This window comes from Pseudoramibacter porci (assembly GCF_009696145.1).
Lineage (GTDB): Bacteria > Bacillota > Clostridia > Eubacteriales > Eubacteriaceae > Pseudoramibacter > Pseudoramibacter porci.
Genome location: NZ_VUMO01000005.1, coordinates 1 through 14,647 on the forward strand (window position 1 = coordinate 1; position 14,647 = coordinate 14,647).

Here is a 14,647-nt window from a genome sequence, read left to right on the forward strand (position 1 = left end):
GAACCACTCAGGACCGAATCGTCCTATATTTCGATTTCAATTTATAAATCTACAAATTGCAGCTTGATATTAAATCAAACGAGGCTCCTGAGTATTTTCTCAGAGCCTCGTTTGTCTACAGTCTGATGCACGCTTCTAAATGAGAAGCGTGCATTTTTCTCACCGCATTCATTCTAAGCCTTTAATCCAGCGTGAATACAAAGGTATCGCCCCAATGCCTGCGCTGAACAAACCGCGCCGTTCGATTGGTGTTGTCGTACACAACAGACCACTGGGTGTTGCTGGTGATGTCCTCAGGGTTGGGGACCTGAGACGATGCCCGCAGAGCTGCCCACGCCGCGTCCGCAGTGACGTCGCCCGCGTCGAGGATTGCCGCGATGGCCAGTGCGCGTTCTTTGCCGTGGCCGAACTCGCCGTTGACCTGGTTGGGTTTCACCCGGTCCGCGTACAGGGCGTAGTAATTCGTGATCTCCCGCGCCGGCGTGACCGTCATCCTTCGCGCGGGATCCAACATGTCGTACTCCACCACGACGCTGTCACCCGATTCGTCGTTGATGAAGAAATGGTAATCGCGCCCCGCCATCGCGTGCATGTCGTAGCGGCCCATCAGTTCGACGGCCTCCTGGGTCGTGGCCGCGCGGTCCAGCACCAGCCGAATGGCCAGAGCGGTGTTGATCGCCTCCGCTTTCGCATGTTGGTCGACCGGCTCGCTGTCCAGGGTCAGCACCGCAATGCTCACCCCCATGACGTTGACGCCGTCAAGACAAGCGAAAGGCGCGAGCAGCGTCGCGGCCCGCTTCTCGATGCTCCTGTCGGCCTCGTTCGCGCCAAGGTTATTCAAGCAAGCAAACGCGATGGACGCGTAGCCGTCTTTGGGATGCGTGCGGACCAGCAGCGCTGAGGTGTCCTCTTTGAAATCGTAGTTTCGTCCTGTGAGCACCGCCCCGTCTGTCTCGGCGCAGAAAGCGCTGCAGCCAAAGGACGGCGGCGCGGCTTTGACGGATATCCCGGGAAGGGCCTGCGCCACAGCGGCGTCCGTGAATGTCTGGTCGTCTCTGGCGGCTTCGCCGATCAGAGCGTCCAAATCGTAGTCGTAATTGACCGTCATTTCGTACAAATTGTACTCGCCCTCGTAGGCGGTGAGCCTTTTGATCGAGGCTGCCGTTGAGACGCGTGGGTTGCTTCTTTTCATAATCTCTCCAATCTGCGCTGACGAGATGCGCGGGAAAATTTTTGATTGACGATTTGGGCCTGGCTGTCTAGCGCTTCATCTAGCTAAGCAAGCGTTTATTTATATCATGAGGGGCGATTCAATCTTTGTCAAGGATTTCAAAAATTAAAATAAAAAAAGACCGGGAAACGCATTTTTTGCGCTTCTCGGTCTCCTTGATTAGTAACGGTAATCGTAAATCCGCGTGGATTTCTTTTCGCTGCGCGGCAGATCGCCGATTGCCACCGCTTTCGGAATGATGCCGACATTGATCACGGACTTAAACGTGTCTCTCAGCTGTTTTTCAAAAGCCTTGTACCCTTCTTTCGGCAAAGCCGTTTCGACAAAAACGGTAATGTTGTCCCGGCCGTTGACGTGATCGATGAACACCTGGTATTCGCTGCTGGCACCTTCCACCTGTTTGAGGACGTCATCGATCTGTCCCGGAAACATGTTGACGCCGTGAACCTTGACCATGTCGTCGGTGCGTCCGAGGATGACGTCGATACGCGGCAGGTCGCGCCCGCAGGGGCAGGGTTCGTCATCGGGAATGATCCGGGTCAAATCGTGGGTGCGGTAGCGGATCAAAGGCGCCCCTTCTTTTTGGAGGGTCGTGATGACCAGCTCGCCGAGCTCGCCGTCCGGCAGCACCTCGCCGGTTTTTGGGTCGATGATTTCAAAGTAGAGGTAATCGTCAAAATAATGCATCCCGGTATTGTACTTGCAGTTGATCGCAATTCCCGGACCGTAAACTTCCGTCAGTCCGTAAATGTCGTAAAGCTCGACGCCGAGCTCATCCGCAATCCGGGCGCGCATTTTTTCGCCCCAGCGTTCCGATCCGATGACGCCCTTCTTTAAGGCGATGCGGTCGCGAATGCCGCGCTTAGTGATTTCTTCTGCTAACAGCAGCGCGTAAGACGACGTCGCACAAAGTACCGTCGACTGCATGTCTTCCATAAATTTCAGCTGCTTAGCGGTGTTGCCCGGCCCCATCGGCACGGTCATCGCGCCGAGTTTTTCCGCGCCGAGCTGAAAGCCAATGCCGGCGGTCCACAGGCCGTAGCCCGGTGTGATCTGAATCCGATCTTTCGGGGTGATGCCGGCGATTTCGTAGCAGCGTGCAAACAACGTCGCCCAATCGTCCACATCTTTTTTAGTATAAGGGATGATCACTGGCGTGCCCGTCGTGCCGGACGACGAGTGAATGCGCACGATCTCTTCTTCGGGAACGGCGGCGAGACCCAAAGGATAAGCGTTGCGCAAATCCGCCTTTTCAGAAAAGGGCAGCTTTTCAAAATCAGCCTGGGACTGGATATCTTCCGGATCGATGTCCTGAAGGCGCTTGGCGTAGAAGCCTCCGGCCGCCTTAACCCGCTTCATCTGAAATTTGATCTGTTCAAGGGTTTCCGATTTCATTTTCATGGATCTTATCTCCTCACCATTTCAGCGCCGAGGGCCAGCGCCTTTTTATTCATTTCGACAAAGGCCGGCTTGACCCGGCGGATCATCGCCTCTTTGATCGCTTCAAAGGACAATCCCATCGCGCCGGTTGCGGCCAGCGCACCGGTCAGCACGACGTTGAGCACCTTTTCCGAGCCGCACGCCTGGGCCGCTTGGTCGCCGTCGACGACAAAGCAATGTGCTGCGTTTGCCTCAAGCCATTTCAAAACCGTCTCGCCGTCGTAGCCGCTCTTCCCAAGGGAAGCTGTCACCGGGACAATGGCGCGGCGGTTGACAATGACAATCCCGTCCGGCTTCAGCGCCTTGAGATTCCGCGCCGCCTCTCCAGGTTCAAAACCGATGAGCACGTCGGCCTGACCATCTGGGATCAAAGGCGACGTCACCGCTTCCTCCGGCGTTTCGCCGATTCTCACGTGGGAGACCACTGCGCCGCCCCGCTGTGCCATGCCGATGGTCTCTGCCGTCCGGGCCTGACGTCCGCTGTCCATTGCCGCTTGGGCAATAATTCGAGACGCCAACACGGTTCCCTGTCCGCCGACACCGCAAAGTAATGCGCTTTTCATCCTTTCACCTCCATGCAATGCTTCGGGCAAATCTGATTGCAAAGGCCGCACCCGGTGCACAGAGCCGGATCAATCACCGCCTTCAGCCCATTTTCTGTTTCCATCATCGTAATGGCCGGGCACCCCAGCTCATTGATGCAGCGCTTACAGCCGATACAGGCGTCTTGATCCACTTCCGCGATGCCCTGTTTCGGCACGATCGCGATACACGGCGATTTAAAGATGATTGCCCGGACGCCCTTTTCGTCTGCCGCCGCCTGAATGGCCGGTACGGCTTCGTCGAGATCGAGGGGATCCACTGTCCGCACGCTGGTAACCCCAGCGCCGCGCAGCACGCTTTCGATCGATACCGGCTCAACCCGTTCGCCCATCATCGTCACACCAGTGCCCGGATGGGGCTGGTGGCCGGTCATGGCTGTCGTCGAGTTGTCGAGTATGGCGAGAACGATGTCCGCCTGATTGTAGACGCCGTTAATCGCGCCGGTAATCCCCGAAGCGAAAAAGGTCGAATCGCCGATGAAGGCAAAGTTTACGGTGGACGGGTCGATGTGATTCATGCCCTGAGCCATGGTGACCCCGGCGCCCATGCACAGGCAGGTGTCTACCATGTCCAGAGGCATCGCGTTGCCCAGCGTGTAGCAGCCGATGTCGCCGAGGGCGATGATTTTTCGGCCGCGCATCGCTTTTTTAACCGCATAAAATGCACCGCGGTGCGGACAGCCCGCGCAGAGCACCGGCGGACGCACCGGCAGCGCCGGTGATTCAGGCAAGTTCGTCGGATGAAGGTCCAGTGATAACCCCGTCTGTTTTTCGATGATGCCCGCGACGACAACCGCGGACAACTCGCCTGCCTCAGGAACCGCGCCCGAGCGCTTCCCAATGACGTCAACACCCATGGCCGCAAGATGATCCTCAATGTACGGGTCCAGCTCTTCAAAAGCCAATACCGTATCAACCTGATCGACAAATTGTCTGGCCGCCTGAATCGGGAAGGGATACGGTGTGTTCACCGTGAAAACTGTAAACTGATCCTCGTGGCCTTGAATCGCATCGGCTGTATAGGCGGCCGCAATTCCACCGCAGGCGATGCCGATTTTCCCTGTGCCGGCGATCGTATTCATGCCGTTTTCAGAAAAGGTCTTTGCCAGCTCTGACTCTCTCGCGAAAATCTTCTTCTTGTTCTGATAAGACAATCCCGGGAAAATGACCCACTTTTTATCTTTGACAAAACCTTCGACCGGCTCTGGCGGGACAAATTCAGGCACATCGATCACTGAACAAGCGTGGCACACCCGTGTGGTCGACCGAAGAATGACCGGCATGTTCTTGGCTTCGGACAGTTCAAACGCGGCCTGTACTTGTTCAAAGGCTTGTTCCGGTGATGTACAGTCCAGAACCGGAATTTTTGCGAACTGTCCCCAACTTCGGGTATCCTGCTCCGTCTGAGACGAGATCGGTCCCGGATCGTCCGCAACATAAATGACCATGCCCCCTTTGACGCCAACGTAATTGACGCACATGATCGGGTCCGACGCGACATTCAGCCCCATTTGCTTCATCGTCACCATCGAGCGCGCCCCGGCGTAGGCCGCACCAGCCGCGACCTCTGCCCCAGCCTTTTCGTTAATCGACCACTCGACGTAAACCCCATCAGGCTTGCGCTTTGCGATGGTCTCAAGCGCTTCAGTAGACGGTGTTCCCGGGTAGCCAGCGACCACCTGAACTCCGGCAGCCAGCGCGCCACAGGCGACCGCTTCGTTTCCCATTAATAATTCCTTCATCTTGCTCCTTCCCCATTGATTCTCTCACCTAATAAAAAAGCCTCCGGGCAGGCTTATCCGCCTTCCCAGAGACTGAATCATCTGCTCAATCCAATTTAACACAGTGTTAAAAACGTGTCAAGGCTCAAAGGTATTTCGAAGCCTCCGATACGCTGAGATGTGCCATCTGGCTTCGGTGATGATCTAGGAAATTCCGCACCCAATCTGGATCCGTTTTGGAATATTCCCGCAGACTCCAGCCGATGGCCTTGTTGATGAAAAATTCATCCGAACCCAGATTCATTACAATCACCTCTGCCAAAAGTTCAGGATTGGTCTGCGCTTTCATACCTCGCTGGTGATCGATGGCTACCCTTCGCATCCAGAAATTGTCATCTCTCGCCCAATCTCTCATGATGGCCTCGATTTTCGGCCGAAAGGCGGACGCATTCAGCCCGATTCGCCCGACAATTTTGTCCAGCCCATCGATGGTATCCCACCACTGCTTATGCCTGAGATAAGGCTCAATGCGGGGCACATCCTCAGGCGTCAGGCGGCGCTGCACGCCGGCAAGAGCGTCGATGACGAAATACTGCATTTCGCGATGGCTGTCTGTGTAGCAGCGATCTAAGAAATCGTAATCGATCGCCGGCGCCCGCTTGAAGGCCTTGATGTCCTCTTTATAAGCCTGCCGTCTGACTGCTGCTGGAATCCCGTAAAACGCAAACTGATTGCGCATATAAGCCGCCATCGGAACGGCGCGCTCCCTGTCTGCCACAGCCGCAAGGGCGTGTTTCACCGCCATGTATTTTTGATCAGCTTGTTTCATTTTCGACCTGCGTTACTCAAACCGACGATGCGGTTTTTTGTTTATTATATCACAGTTTATTGTTGACCGAATAGTGCTCAACATCTGATCATTCAAGAGAAGCTTGCCGGCGGCTTTTTATTTTATCCCAGCCGTCTGCCGTCGATGCCAATGGTGACGATCTGCCACGGGATGAATTTTCCAGAAGCTTGAAGGGCGTTTTTCGCCGCCATGGCCAGTCCGCCGCAGCACGGCACTTCCATACGCACGATGGTCACGTCCTGAATGTCATTGTTCGCAATAATGGCAGCAAGTTTTTCGGCGTAATTGACTGCGTCCAGTTTCGGGCAGCCGATCAGCGCGACCCGGCCTTTGATGAAGTCTTCGTGCATCCGGGCATAGGCGTAAGCCGTACAGTCTGCCGCGATGAGCAGTCTGGCGCCGTCAAAATAGGGCGCCTGGGTCGGCGCAAGTTTAATCTGCACCGGCCAGTTGGTCAGCTGACTTTTGGCAACAGGTGCTGCCTGTGGTTCGGGTGTGCTGTCCCGGTGGATCTGTCTGACCTGTGACCCTGGGCATCCGGCAAAAGGCGCCGATGCCTGCGCTCTGGCCGCCTTCGCCTGAGCGACCGCCACTTCGTCGTAAGCTGGCGCTTCTCGTTCTTCAAAGGTGATGGCCCCGGTCGGGCATTCAGGCAGGCAGTCGCCGAAGCCGTCGCAGAAATCTTCGCGAGTCAGTTTCGCGACGCCGTCTACCATTTCAATGGCCCCTTCGTGGCAAGCCGAGGCGCACAGGCCGCAGCCATTGCATTTTTCTTCGTCAATATGGATAATTTTGCGTATCATGAACATTTCCTCCGTCGTGTTACGTGTTGATCTTTAATTATGGTAACCCTATTTTGTCAGAAAAAATGCTGCTCGTCTGTTGTTAAAACCACAGTTTAATTTTTTATTTCGCCGCCACTTTTATCGTTATGATTTCTTGATTAAGTCGAGGAATAGCTGCCGCTGTTCGGGCTGAGATTCAAATACCCCCCGCGCCGCCAGCGTGACCGTCTGGGTGCCTGGCTTTTGGACGCCGCGCATGGTCATGCACATATGTTCAGCTTCGATTTTAACCATGACGCCCTTCGGTTTGAGGCATCGCTCCACGGCATCGGCGATCTGGCCCGTTAACCGTTCCTGAATCTGCGGCCGTCTGGCGTAGACCTCGACGGTCCGGGCGAGCTTGCTTAAGCCTACGACTTTATCGCCTGGCAGATAACCGATGTGCACCTTTCCAAAAAAAGGCACCAAATGATGTTCGCAGGTCGAAAAAAACGGAATGTCTTTGACCACAACGATCTCGCTTCCGCCGCCTTCCGCATCAAACTGCCTGGCCAAATGGGCGTCCGGCGACTGCCCCAATCCGCCATAAACTTCCTCGCACATCCGTGCGATCCGCCCTGGAGTCTCCAAAAGTCCAGAACGGTCGGGATTTTCGCCGATCCCCTCTAAAAACAGACGCACCGCCTGTTTAATTTTATCTTGATCCATACTTTTCCTTTCTCTCACATCATCTCGGCCTTTAAGTGTCTGTCCGCTTTCATCTGTGATATAATAAAGCGGTTCTTTACCCTTGGTTCATTCTTGTATTTTACAATCATCAAAGGAGAAAACGATGTCCACTAAACCCAAAACCCGCAATTTGGTTTTTACCGCGCTGCTCGCGGCGTTCATGGCCATTCTCGGCCCGCTTTCGATTCCGCTGCCCGGCGGTGTGCCGCTCTCCCCGCTGACTTTCGCACTTTTTCTATCAGCCTATTTATTGGGCTGGCGCTTCGGGACACTGGCCGTCGCCGTTTATCTGCTGCTTGGCTTTTTCGGTGTGCCGGTGTTCTCCGGTTTCACCGCCGGCGCTGGGAGGCTCCTCGGCCCCACCGGCGGCTATCTGATCGGCTACATTCTCGCTGCACTCATCGCCGGAAAACTTTGCGAAACCCGGCGAAAATTTATTCCAGCACTGATTTCGATGCTCATCGGCTCCATCGCCTGTCTGGCCCTCGGGACGGTCTGGTTCATGTTGGTGACCCACACCGCGCTGATTCCGGCGCTGCTCGTTTGCGTCGTGCCCTTTATTCCAGGGGATATCGCAAAAATGGCCGCAGCGGCTGCCGTCGGCAGAATTCTAGACGAACGGCTCGCGCGAAGCGGCCTGTCCATTCAGAAATTCGAAGCCGGTGAAAATCCGAAGCGCCGCGTTTAACGGTTGTCCACCGCTTCGGGGTTCATGTCGTGGTGGGAAAGGCGCTGCCACGCGGCGTCCTCCCACTTCGTTCCGGGCCTGCCGTAATTACAGTACGGATCGATCGAAATGCCGCCCCGGGGCATGAACCGTCCCCAGACTTCGATGTATTTCGGGTCCATCAGCGCGATTAAATCTTCCATAATCGTGTTCATGCAGTCCTCGTGGAAGGCGCCGTGGTCCCTGAAAGAAAAGAGATAAAGCTTTAAGCTTTTGCTCTCGACCATTTTTTTATCCGGCACATAGGCGATCACAACGTTGCCGAAGTCGGGCTGGCCTGTGATCGGGCACAGGCTCGTAAATTCCGGGCAATTAAATTTGACAAAGTAATCGTGATCCGGATGTTTATTTTCAAAAGTTTCGAGCATCTCCGGCGCGTAGTCCGTCGGGTAGACGGTTCCGGTGCTGCCGAGTTTCGTCAGATGCTCCTTATTTTTATCCCGCTGATCTTTCATTCGCTTTCCCTCCGCTCACGCTTTTTCGTATTGAGCCATCGCCGGATCGGCGACGCCGTTGGCTGCAAAAGCCGCAGCCCGATCCAGACAAGTCCCGCATTTGCCGCAGGGGTGTTCGCCCCCTTCGTAGCACGACCAGGTCAATTCGTAGGGCACGCCGAGTTCAAGGCCGAGTTTCACCACTGCCGCCTTGTCAATCTCGACAAAGGGCGCCACGATTTCGAGCTGGTGGCCCGAGCCTTCGTAGACTGCGCGATTCATCGCATCGGCAAAGGCCGGTGAGCAGTCCGGATAGGCAAAACCTGCCGAATCATCGGCGTGGGCGCCGTAGAGAATGACGTCGCAATGTTTTGAAAGAGCCATACTCGCTGCCGATGACAGGAACAAGCCGTTTCGAAAAGGCACGTAAGTCGACACCGGCGTTTCGCCGCCAGTAGCTTCAATCTGTTCGGCGTAGCTTTCTTCGGGAATCGCCTGATCCGAACCTTTGAGCAGCGCGCAGTCGCTGTACTTAAAAATCGGTGTCAAATCCAAAAACAATTGTTCGACGCCGTAATGCGCCGAGACATCCTTGGCCGCTCGAATTTCTTTATCGTGCTTCTGACCGTATTGAATGGACAGGGCGATGACGTTTTCCGCGCCGAGACGGTCCACCGCCAGACCCAGGGCTGTCGTCGAATCGACCCCGCCGCTGGTCAGCACCATGGCCTTCTTGTATTGATCTAATGATTTCATTTTATCCTCTTCTTACAATTTAAATTGCTTACACCCCGCGGGTCATCGGATCCCAGATGATCTTGTGCAGCTGCAGCTGCAGACGCACACCGTTGAGCCTCCGCTTTTCCATAAACGTCACGATATCCGCCGGCTGAATCTTCCCGAAAACCGGACTTAAAAACACGTGACAGGTACGATCGAGATCGTAGGCCGCAATGATGCGTGCGGCGTCTTCTAAATCGGCCCGGCTGCCGCAGACGAATTTCACACTGTCGTGAGAACCCAAGTACCGGTAATTGTCCGGCCGCATGGCGATGACGCAGGCGGTGCCGCTGGCCGAAAGCTTGCAGTCCAGCGTAAAGACCGGCCGATGCGCCGCGTCGGCGCAGAAGGGCGCGATATCGATGGAACCGTTGGTTTCCACCTCGACGCGGCAGCCGTCGTCGATGAGGCGGGCGATTAGCCCGTCAATGCCGTGCTGAAGGAGGGGTTCGCCGCCGGTCAGGGTCACATTGTGCGTGCCTGTGCTCTGCACCCAGGCTGCGAGGTCTTCGGCCGTCTCGTCATTCGCGGCGCAGTCCGCGCGGTTGGCCCATTTCGTGTCGCAGTAATCGCAGTCTAAATTACAGCCCTTAAACCGGATGAAAGCGGCCAGCTCTCCGGCGTGGGGGCCTTCGCCGTCAATACTGACAAATTTTTCAGCTACCTGCATTTTAATGATCCCTCTCATTCTTTTGGTCCGGCTCGTAAGCGGCCATATTGTTCGGCGTTTCGTAAACCTCAACGCGGCGGACGTCGTAGCCTTTGGCCGCCATCTCATCGCAGAAGCGTTTCGCAAGATTTTCCGCTGTGGGGCGGACGGGAATGGCCCGTCCGGAAAAGCCTTCTTCCGTTAAAACTTTCAGCGCCGCCTCTGAGAGACTCCCGTCTTCATAAATCAAGCGGTGATCAAAGCTGTCGCAAACCGCCTTGAGATCCGCCTTCAAATCGCCAAAGTCGACGAGCATACCGCGGTGCTGTTCGTCCGTCCTCAGGGTTTCGCCCTGGATTTCCACGGTCACTGTCCAATGATGGCCGTGAAGGTTCGCACATTTTCCGGCGTAGCCCTTTAAAAAATGCGCCGCGTCGAAATGTCCATTCGTTTTAAGTGTGTACATCGGTTTGCCTTCTTTCCCAATAAAAAAAGCCCTGCACAGGCAGGGCGTCATCATCTATTAAAGCCCTGGTTTTATTTATCGGCAGGATGGTGCAATCGAACTGTCGTCTGCATTATAGACCAAGGCGGACGCAAAATCAAGCCGGCTTTTCAGCCGCCTTAGCTATTTTCATTGTTACAGTTAATCTTTTCCGGGCTGTGTTACACCGGCATTGATCCGCGTCGTCACGAGGGTGGGATCGTAGTTGGCAAGGTAGTCCCCAATTTCCGAGAAGGATTTTGGAAAATTTCGATTCATCTGCGCCGCAATCGTCTTCTGGTAGAGCTTCTGCGATGCGCTGGACACGAAAATCTTCACGTGCATTCGCTTCGGCTTGCTGCCCTTTACAAGAATCGAATAGGCCATCCGCCCGGCACGATATCCCTGATTGTAGGGATCGGTGTAAAGCGTCGCCAGCACATTTTTCCCGACCGCAGCATCGCCGGCCACAGTCGAAACACCGGCTTCAGCCGCGATGGGGGTGATGACCTTTGCCTGTTTGGCAAGACCGCAATCCATCGAAAAGTACAGCGCGCTGCATTCTGAGACGGCGGTTTGGGCAAGCGTTTCTGCGTCCCAATCCGTGCTGGTTCTGGACAAATCGTAGGTTTTCGAAGCGATTCCGGCTTCGTCGAGCATCGCCTTCATTTTGTTGCACTGGTAAACGCTGTCCGGTTCCTTCGGGTCGCGAATCAATCCAACGGTTTTTAAATCAGGGGTCACCTCGATGAGCATCGACAGCGTATCCGGCAGGCTCGGCTCCCCGGACACGCCGGTGACGTTGCGTCCCGTTCGGTAGTCCCAATTATCGCTGACGGTCATGCCTAACGCCCGTTGGAAATTCACAACACCTGTGCTGAGAATGGGCACCGTTGTCGTTGCGTCTTCGGCCCCCATCAGCGCACGAGTCCCACTCGTGAGGATCAGATCTTTATTTTGTTTAACCATCTGCTTTGCCGCTTTTTTAGCTTCGCCTCTGGTTGTAACTCGCTTTTCCGTAAATTTAATGTGGGTCGCGCCGAAAATATCCGTTATCGCGTCCATCGACCCTTGAACCATCTGATCCGCATAGCTGCCTTTTCTCGATTGAATGATCCCGATCGTGTAAACCCGTGATCCTTCCTCTTTGGAATCTTTGTATGTCGTGATATTGACGCGGTCTCTAAACAGAAAAGCCAATAGAGCAGCGGCCGCCGCGATAACGATCACCGCGATGATGATTTTCTTGCGTTTATGCATTCTGCTGCCTCCTATTCATTGTTCACGGCGGGCGCCGTATAGCTCACTTTATTCGACGTGCGGAGTTTGTCATCTCCGGAACCCATCTGGCTGACCTGAATCTTATCGCCCTGGCGCACATCGTCAATACTGATTGATAAATGCTGGCCGCTTTTGTATTTGGTTGAGACCTGCTTGCCGTTCACAAAAACCTTGCTCCACCGCGTAAAGTTTTCTCCGAAGAGATGGACGCGGTTATCGTAGGTGTAAATGCGATCGATCTTGATGTCATTTAATCCCATTTCAATAGTCGTCGCCGGATACGGGTTTTTGCCATCGTAGGCGTAACGCTTGCCGTAAAGCAAATCGTACTGCAGCATCTTCAGGCCGCGCATGTAGGTAAGTGAGCCCGCCTTTGTTCCATTTTCGAGCATCTTCTGATGGTAGTTCATTACCGTTCCGCCGTGGACGCCCAAACGGCCAAGCATGTCCGCCACAAGGTTGTAGGACGTGAGATCCGCATCCTCTTTTTTCATGCCGAAGTTGTTCCACGTGATGTATTTCGTCTTAAAAATATCACCGCTTTTCACTTCCTGGTTCGTCAAATCCATACTCGGCACGTGATCGCCAAACATGATGACCAGCGTCGGTTCGTTTCGGTTGTCGAGCATTTTAATATAATTTTTGATCCATTGATCTTCCCGATGGAGCATGTTGACGTAATATTCCCACTTGTAATCGAGCGCCTGATCCTTGCCCTTCGCCTTGACTTTTACGTCAGGATTGGTAAAGACCTTGTAATCTGGATAATTGCCATGGGTCGCAACCGTAATCGTGTAGACGAAATCTTTGCCCTTCGTCGCATCCATCGCCGCTTTGGTCGAATCGATCAGGATGTCGTCAGTCGGCCAAGTCTTAATTGGATTGTATTCCTTTTTAGTGATGTCCAGCATTTCCTTTGAGGTAAAAGTGTCAAAGCCCATCTTCGAGAAAGCGTTCTGCCGGCTGTAGAAATTCGCACCGTTGTTGTGAATGACGTGGCTCTTGATACCAAGCTTCTTCAAATCGGAGGCGTAGCTTTCGCAGCTTTGAACTTTCTTTAAAATGGTCTTTTGCGGATATTCGCCCGGTCCGAAGAACTGCATCGACATGCCGGTGAGCATTTCAAATTCCGTGTTACACGTCCCGGCGCCAACGACCGGCGCTTCCATATAACCCGAGGAATAATTTGATTCCAGCGAGTGGAAATACGGAATCGGGTCCTTCGACATCGACAGGTATTTCACGTCCTGCGGATCCATAAAGGATTCCAGCAGCACAACCACGACGTTGACCTTTTTGCCGTTAATCCAGACGGTCTGTCCCATATCCGTATCCGACATTACCTTTTTCACAGATTTTTTCGAGTAATTCCACGGCTTGCTCATGCCCCGGCTGAAAATACTGGTGCCGAAGCCGTAGAGAAAACCATAATCAGAATAGCCCTGAGCCAAATTGCCAAAATAGGCGCTGAGCTCGTGCTGACTGCGCAGGAAAACCGTCGAGCCGGGGATCAGTGCGATGCTGACCGCCACCGCGAGCAATCTGAGCGGAAAGGGCCACTTCCCTTTTTGCTTTTGGCCCTTGAAAAACAAGAGGACGACGTAGACGAAAAAGAGGATGATGGCAATGACAATCACCGCTGTCAGGGCGCCCGAAACGTATTGGCTGCCCTTCATCGTCAAAAGATCCGAAATCATCGTCAAATCGGTGAAGCCAAAAGGCGATACCCGGCTGAGCAGAATGACGCCATTCACGACGCCGAGAATGAGCAGCAGCCCGGTGATCAGCGTGCGTAGAAAGGTGCGCCGCCTGACGAGAAAGGTCAGCGAATAAATCAGGTAAACCACCAGACAATTGTAGAAAAACGGAATGGTGTGGTGGGTGATGAACTCAAAAACGCCCGCAAAGGAATGCCGCGCGAGCAGCTCGATCACGAAAACGACAAGCACCGCCAGCGGAATATGGAGCCAAACCGCGTGGTCGTTAAAGAATTGATCCGGTCCTTCCATTTTTTTCGCGGCGCGGTTGACAACGCGGTCGGCCTGCTTCCAAGCGTAACGCAGATACAGGCCGACAGTTTTCAATCCCTTTGTGAATTTTGAAGTGCCGCGGACGTCCACGTCTTTGAGCTCTTGTTCATCGTCTTCCTTGCCGTGATCTTCCGATTCAAATTTGACTTCGTCTCTGGCAATTCTCGGATTGTTGCGATCTTCCGAAGCCTCCGGCTTTTGCGTTTCGGCTTCGTCCATCGTCTTCATATCTTTTTTCTCACGCGATGTCATCGGACTCTCCTTTCTCGGTTTCTTTGTCAGGTGTGCGCGCTTCAGCAGCCGGTGCAATATTACCCGCACTCACATTTTTGTCAATAATCTCTTCGATTAAATTGTAAAGCGAGACTGAGCCCCGTTTCGTTCCGATTTGGCGCTTTTCAATTTGATCCCGGCGGACGTGATGGCGGCGCCAGTCGCCGCCGCCGTTCGCATTGTTGAGCAGCACCGGCTGAAGGTTGTCCATCGCCCGGGCGAACCGCGCCTCCGGCGTAACCCCCGCGTCGAATTCCTCGAATAAAGCGCGCAGCTTTGCCCCCTGATCTTCAGGCAGTAAGCCGAATATTCGGTCAGCTGCGCGTTCTTCGCGGTCATTCTGCGTCGTCTTGGCTTTTTCATCATAAGCGTAGGTGTCGCCGGCGTCGATCTCGACGATGTCGTGAATCAGACACATCAGCATGCCGCGGGCTAAATCGAATTCGGCGTCGGCATACTCAGCGAGCAGGGCCATCATCACGGCCATATGCCAGGCGTGTTCAGCGTCATTTTCAGCCCGTCCGCCGCCGCTCAAGTGCGTCTGGCGGAATACATTTTTTTCTTTATCGATTTCTAAAATAAAATTCAGCTGCTGCTGCAGCCGTTTTTGATCCATATTCTGCATAAAACT

Annotated in this window: 15 protein-coding genes; 1 reads left to right on the plus strand and 14 read right to left on the minus strand. The window is 54.2% G+C overall.

The features are described from left to right. Window positions 1–181: 181 nt before the first annotated feature. The 7 genes from FYJ52_RS04645 to folE form a co-directional block, all read right to left on the minus strand. Window positions 182–1,192 (minus strand): carcinine hydrolase/isopenicillin-N N-acyltransferase family protein, encoded by a 1,011-nt coding sequence (locus tag FYJ52_RS04645; protein WP_154576099.1) that lies wholly within the window; start codon window positions 1,190–1,192, stop codon window positions 182–184. A gap of 198 nt (window positions 1,193–1,390) precedes the next feature. Continuing rightward, entirely contained in the window at window positions 1,391–2,632 is a 1,242-nt protein-coding gene (locus FYJ52_RS04650) for a phenylacetate--CoA ligase family protein (RefSeq protein WP_154576100.1), read from the minus strand. Window positions 2,633–2,637: 5 nt separating this feature from the next. After that, a complete protein-coding gene (locus FYJ52_RS04655) occupies window positions 2,638–3,234 on the minus strand; it encodes an indolepyruvate oxidoreductase subunit beta (RefSeq protein ID WP_154576101.1) in 597 nt (198 codons plus the stop codon). Next, window positions 3,231–5,015 (minus strand): indolepyruvate ferredoxin oxidoreductase subunit alpha, encoded by a 1,785-nt coding sequence (gene iorA / locus FYJ52_RS04660; RefSeq protein WP_235901538.1) that lies wholly within the window; start codon window positions 5,013–5,015, stop codon window positions 3,231–3,233. Before iorA ends, FYJ52_RS04655 begins: the two co-directional genes overlap by 4 nt. Window positions 5,016–5,139: 124 nt before the next feature. Continuing rightward, window positions 5,140–5,823, minus strand: coding sequence for a DNA alkylation repair protein (locus FYJ52_RS04665; RefSeq protein WP_154576102.1), 684 nt, complete (start codon window positions 5,821–5,823; stop codon window positions 5,140–5,142). 122 nt (window positions 5,824–5,945) lie between these two features. Beyond that, entirely contained in the window at window positions 5,946–6,647 is a 702-nt protein-coding gene (locus tag FYJ52_RS04670; protein ID WP_154576103.1) for an ATP-binding protein, read from the minus strand. 126 nt (window positions 6,648–6,773) lie between these two features. Then, complete coding sequence (folE, locus tag FYJ52_RS04675) at window positions 6,774–7,337, minus strand: GTP cyclohydrolase I FolE (RefSeq protein WP_154576104.1); 564 nt, start codon at window positions 7,335–7,337, stop codon at window positions 6,774–6,776. 124 nt (window positions 7,338–7,461) lie between these two features. On the opposite strand from folE, the gene FYJ52_RS04680 reads away from it, so the two are divergent. After that, on the plus strand, window positions 7,462–8,046 hold the full coding sequence (locus tag FYJ52_RS04680; RefSeq protein ID WP_154576105.1) for a biotin transporter BioY: 585 nt from the start codon (window positions 7,462–7,464) through the stop codon (window positions 8,044–8,046). Here the strand turns inward: FYJ52_RS04680 and queF are convergent. The 7 genes from queF to FYJ52_RS04715 all read right to left on the minus strand — a co-directional run bounded on the left by queF (window position 8,043) and on the right by FYJ52_RS04715 (window position 14,641). Continuing rightward, window positions 8,043–8,540 (minus strand): preQ(1) synthase, encoded by a 498-nt coding sequence (queF, locus tag FYJ52_RS04685; protein ID WP_154576106.1) that lies wholly within the window; start codon window positions 8,538–8,540, stop codon window positions 8,043–8,045. The two genes, FYJ52_RS04680 and queF, sit on opposite strands and share 4 nt — an antisense overlap. A gap of 15 nt (window positions 8,541–8,555) precedes the next feature. After that, a complete protein-coding gene (gene queC, locus FYJ52_RS04690) occupies window positions 8,556–9,275 on the minus strand; it encodes a 7-cyano-7-deazaguanine synthase QueC (protein ID WP_154576107.1) in 720 nt (239 codons plus the stop codon). A 28-nt stretch (window positions 9,276–9,303) separates the two neighbouring features. After that, window positions 9,304–9,969, minus strand: a complete 666-nt coding sequence (queE, locus tag FYJ52_RS04695) for a putative 7-carboxy-7-deazaguanine synthase QueE (protein WP_154576108.1) — start codon at window positions 9,967–9,969, stop codon at window positions 9,304–9,306. A 1-nt stretch (window position 9,970) separates the two neighbouring features. Beyond that, entirely contained in the window at window positions 9,971–10,414 is a 444-nt protein-coding gene (gene queD, locus FYJ52_RS04700; protein ID WP_154576109.1) for a 6-carboxytetrahydropterin synthase QueD, read from the minus strand. A gap of 180 nt (window positions 10,415–10,594) precedes the next feature. Continuing rightward, on the minus strand, window positions 10,595–11,692 hold the full coding sequence (locus tag FYJ52_RS04705; RefSeq protein ID WP_154576110.1) for an ABC transporter substrate-binding protein: 1,098 nt from the start codon (window positions 11,690–11,692) through the stop codon (window positions 10,595–10,597). 11 nt (window positions 11,693–11,703) lie between these two features. After that, a complete protein-coding gene (locus tag FYJ52_RS04710; protein WP_235901539.1) occupies window positions 11,704–13,995 on the minus strand; it encodes an LTA synthase family protein in 2,292 nt (763 codons plus the stop codon). Further along, entirely contained in the window at window positions 13,982–14,641 is a 660-nt protein-coding gene (locus FYJ52_RS04715; RefSeq protein WP_408003698.1) for an HD domain-containing protein, read from the minus strand. Before FYJ52_RS04715 ends, FYJ52_RS04710 begins: the two co-directional genes overlap by 14 nt. Window positions 14,642–14,647 lie beyond the last annotated feature (6 nt).

Coding starts and splice junctions, on each gene's coding strand:
- iorA (WP_235901538.1), bottom strand. CDS start 5,015: ATGAAGGAATTATTAATGGGAAACGAAGCGGTCGCCTGTGGCGCGCTG.
- queE (WP_154576108.1), bottom strand. CDS start 9,969: ATGCAGGTAGCTGAAAAATTTGTCAGTATTGACGGCGAAGGCCCCCAC.
- FYJ52_RS04710 (WP_235901539.1), bottom strand. CDS start 13,995: ATGACATCGCGTGAGAAAAAAGATATGAAGACGATGGACGAAGCCGAA.
- queD (WP_154576109.1), bottom strand. CDS start 10,414: ATGTACACACTTAAAACGAATGGACATTTCGACGCGGCGCATTTTTTA.
- FYJ52_RS04680 (WP_154576105.1), top strand. CDS start 7,462: ATGTCCACTAAACCCAAAACCCGCAATTTGGTTTTTACCGCGCTGCTC.
- FYJ52_RS04715 (WP_408003698.1), bottom strand. CDS start 14,641: ATGCAGAATATGGATCAAAAACGGCTGCAGCAGCAGCTGAATTTTATT.
- FYJ52_RS04665 (WP_154576102.1), bottom strand. CDS start 5,823: ATGAAACAAGCTGATCAAAAATACATGGCGGTGAAACACGCCCTTGCG.
- FYJ52_RS04670 (WP_154576103.1), bottom strand. CDS start 6,647: ATGATACGCAAAATTATCCATATTGACGAAGAAAAATGCAATGGCTGC.
- FYJ52_RS04705 (WP_154576110.1), bottom strand. CDS start 11,692: ATGCATAAACGCAAGAAAATCATCATCGCGGTGATCGTTATCGCGGCG.
- FYJ52_RS04645 (WP_154576099.1), bottom strand. CDS start 1,192: ATGAAAAGAAGCAACCCACGCGTCTCAACGGCAGCCTCGATCAAAAGG.
- folE (WP_154576104.1), bottom strand. CDS start 7,337: ATGGATCAAGATAAAATTAAACAGGCGGTGCGTCTGTTTTTAGAGGGG.
- FYJ52_RS04655 (WP_154576101.1), bottom strand. CDS start 3,234: ATGAAAAGCGCATTACTTTGCGGTGTCGGCGGACAGGGAACCGTGTTG.
- queF (WP_154576106.1), bottom strand. CDS start 8,540: ATGAAAGATCAGCGGGATAAAAATAAGGAGCATCTGACGAAACTCGGC.
- queC (WP_154576107.1), bottom strand. CDS start 9,275: ATGAAATCATTAGATCAATACAAGAAGGCCATGGTGCTGACCAGCGGC.
- FYJ52_RS04650 (WP_154576100.1), bottom strand. CDS start 2,632: ATGAAAATGAAATCGGAAACCCTTGAACAGATCAAATTTCAGATGAAG.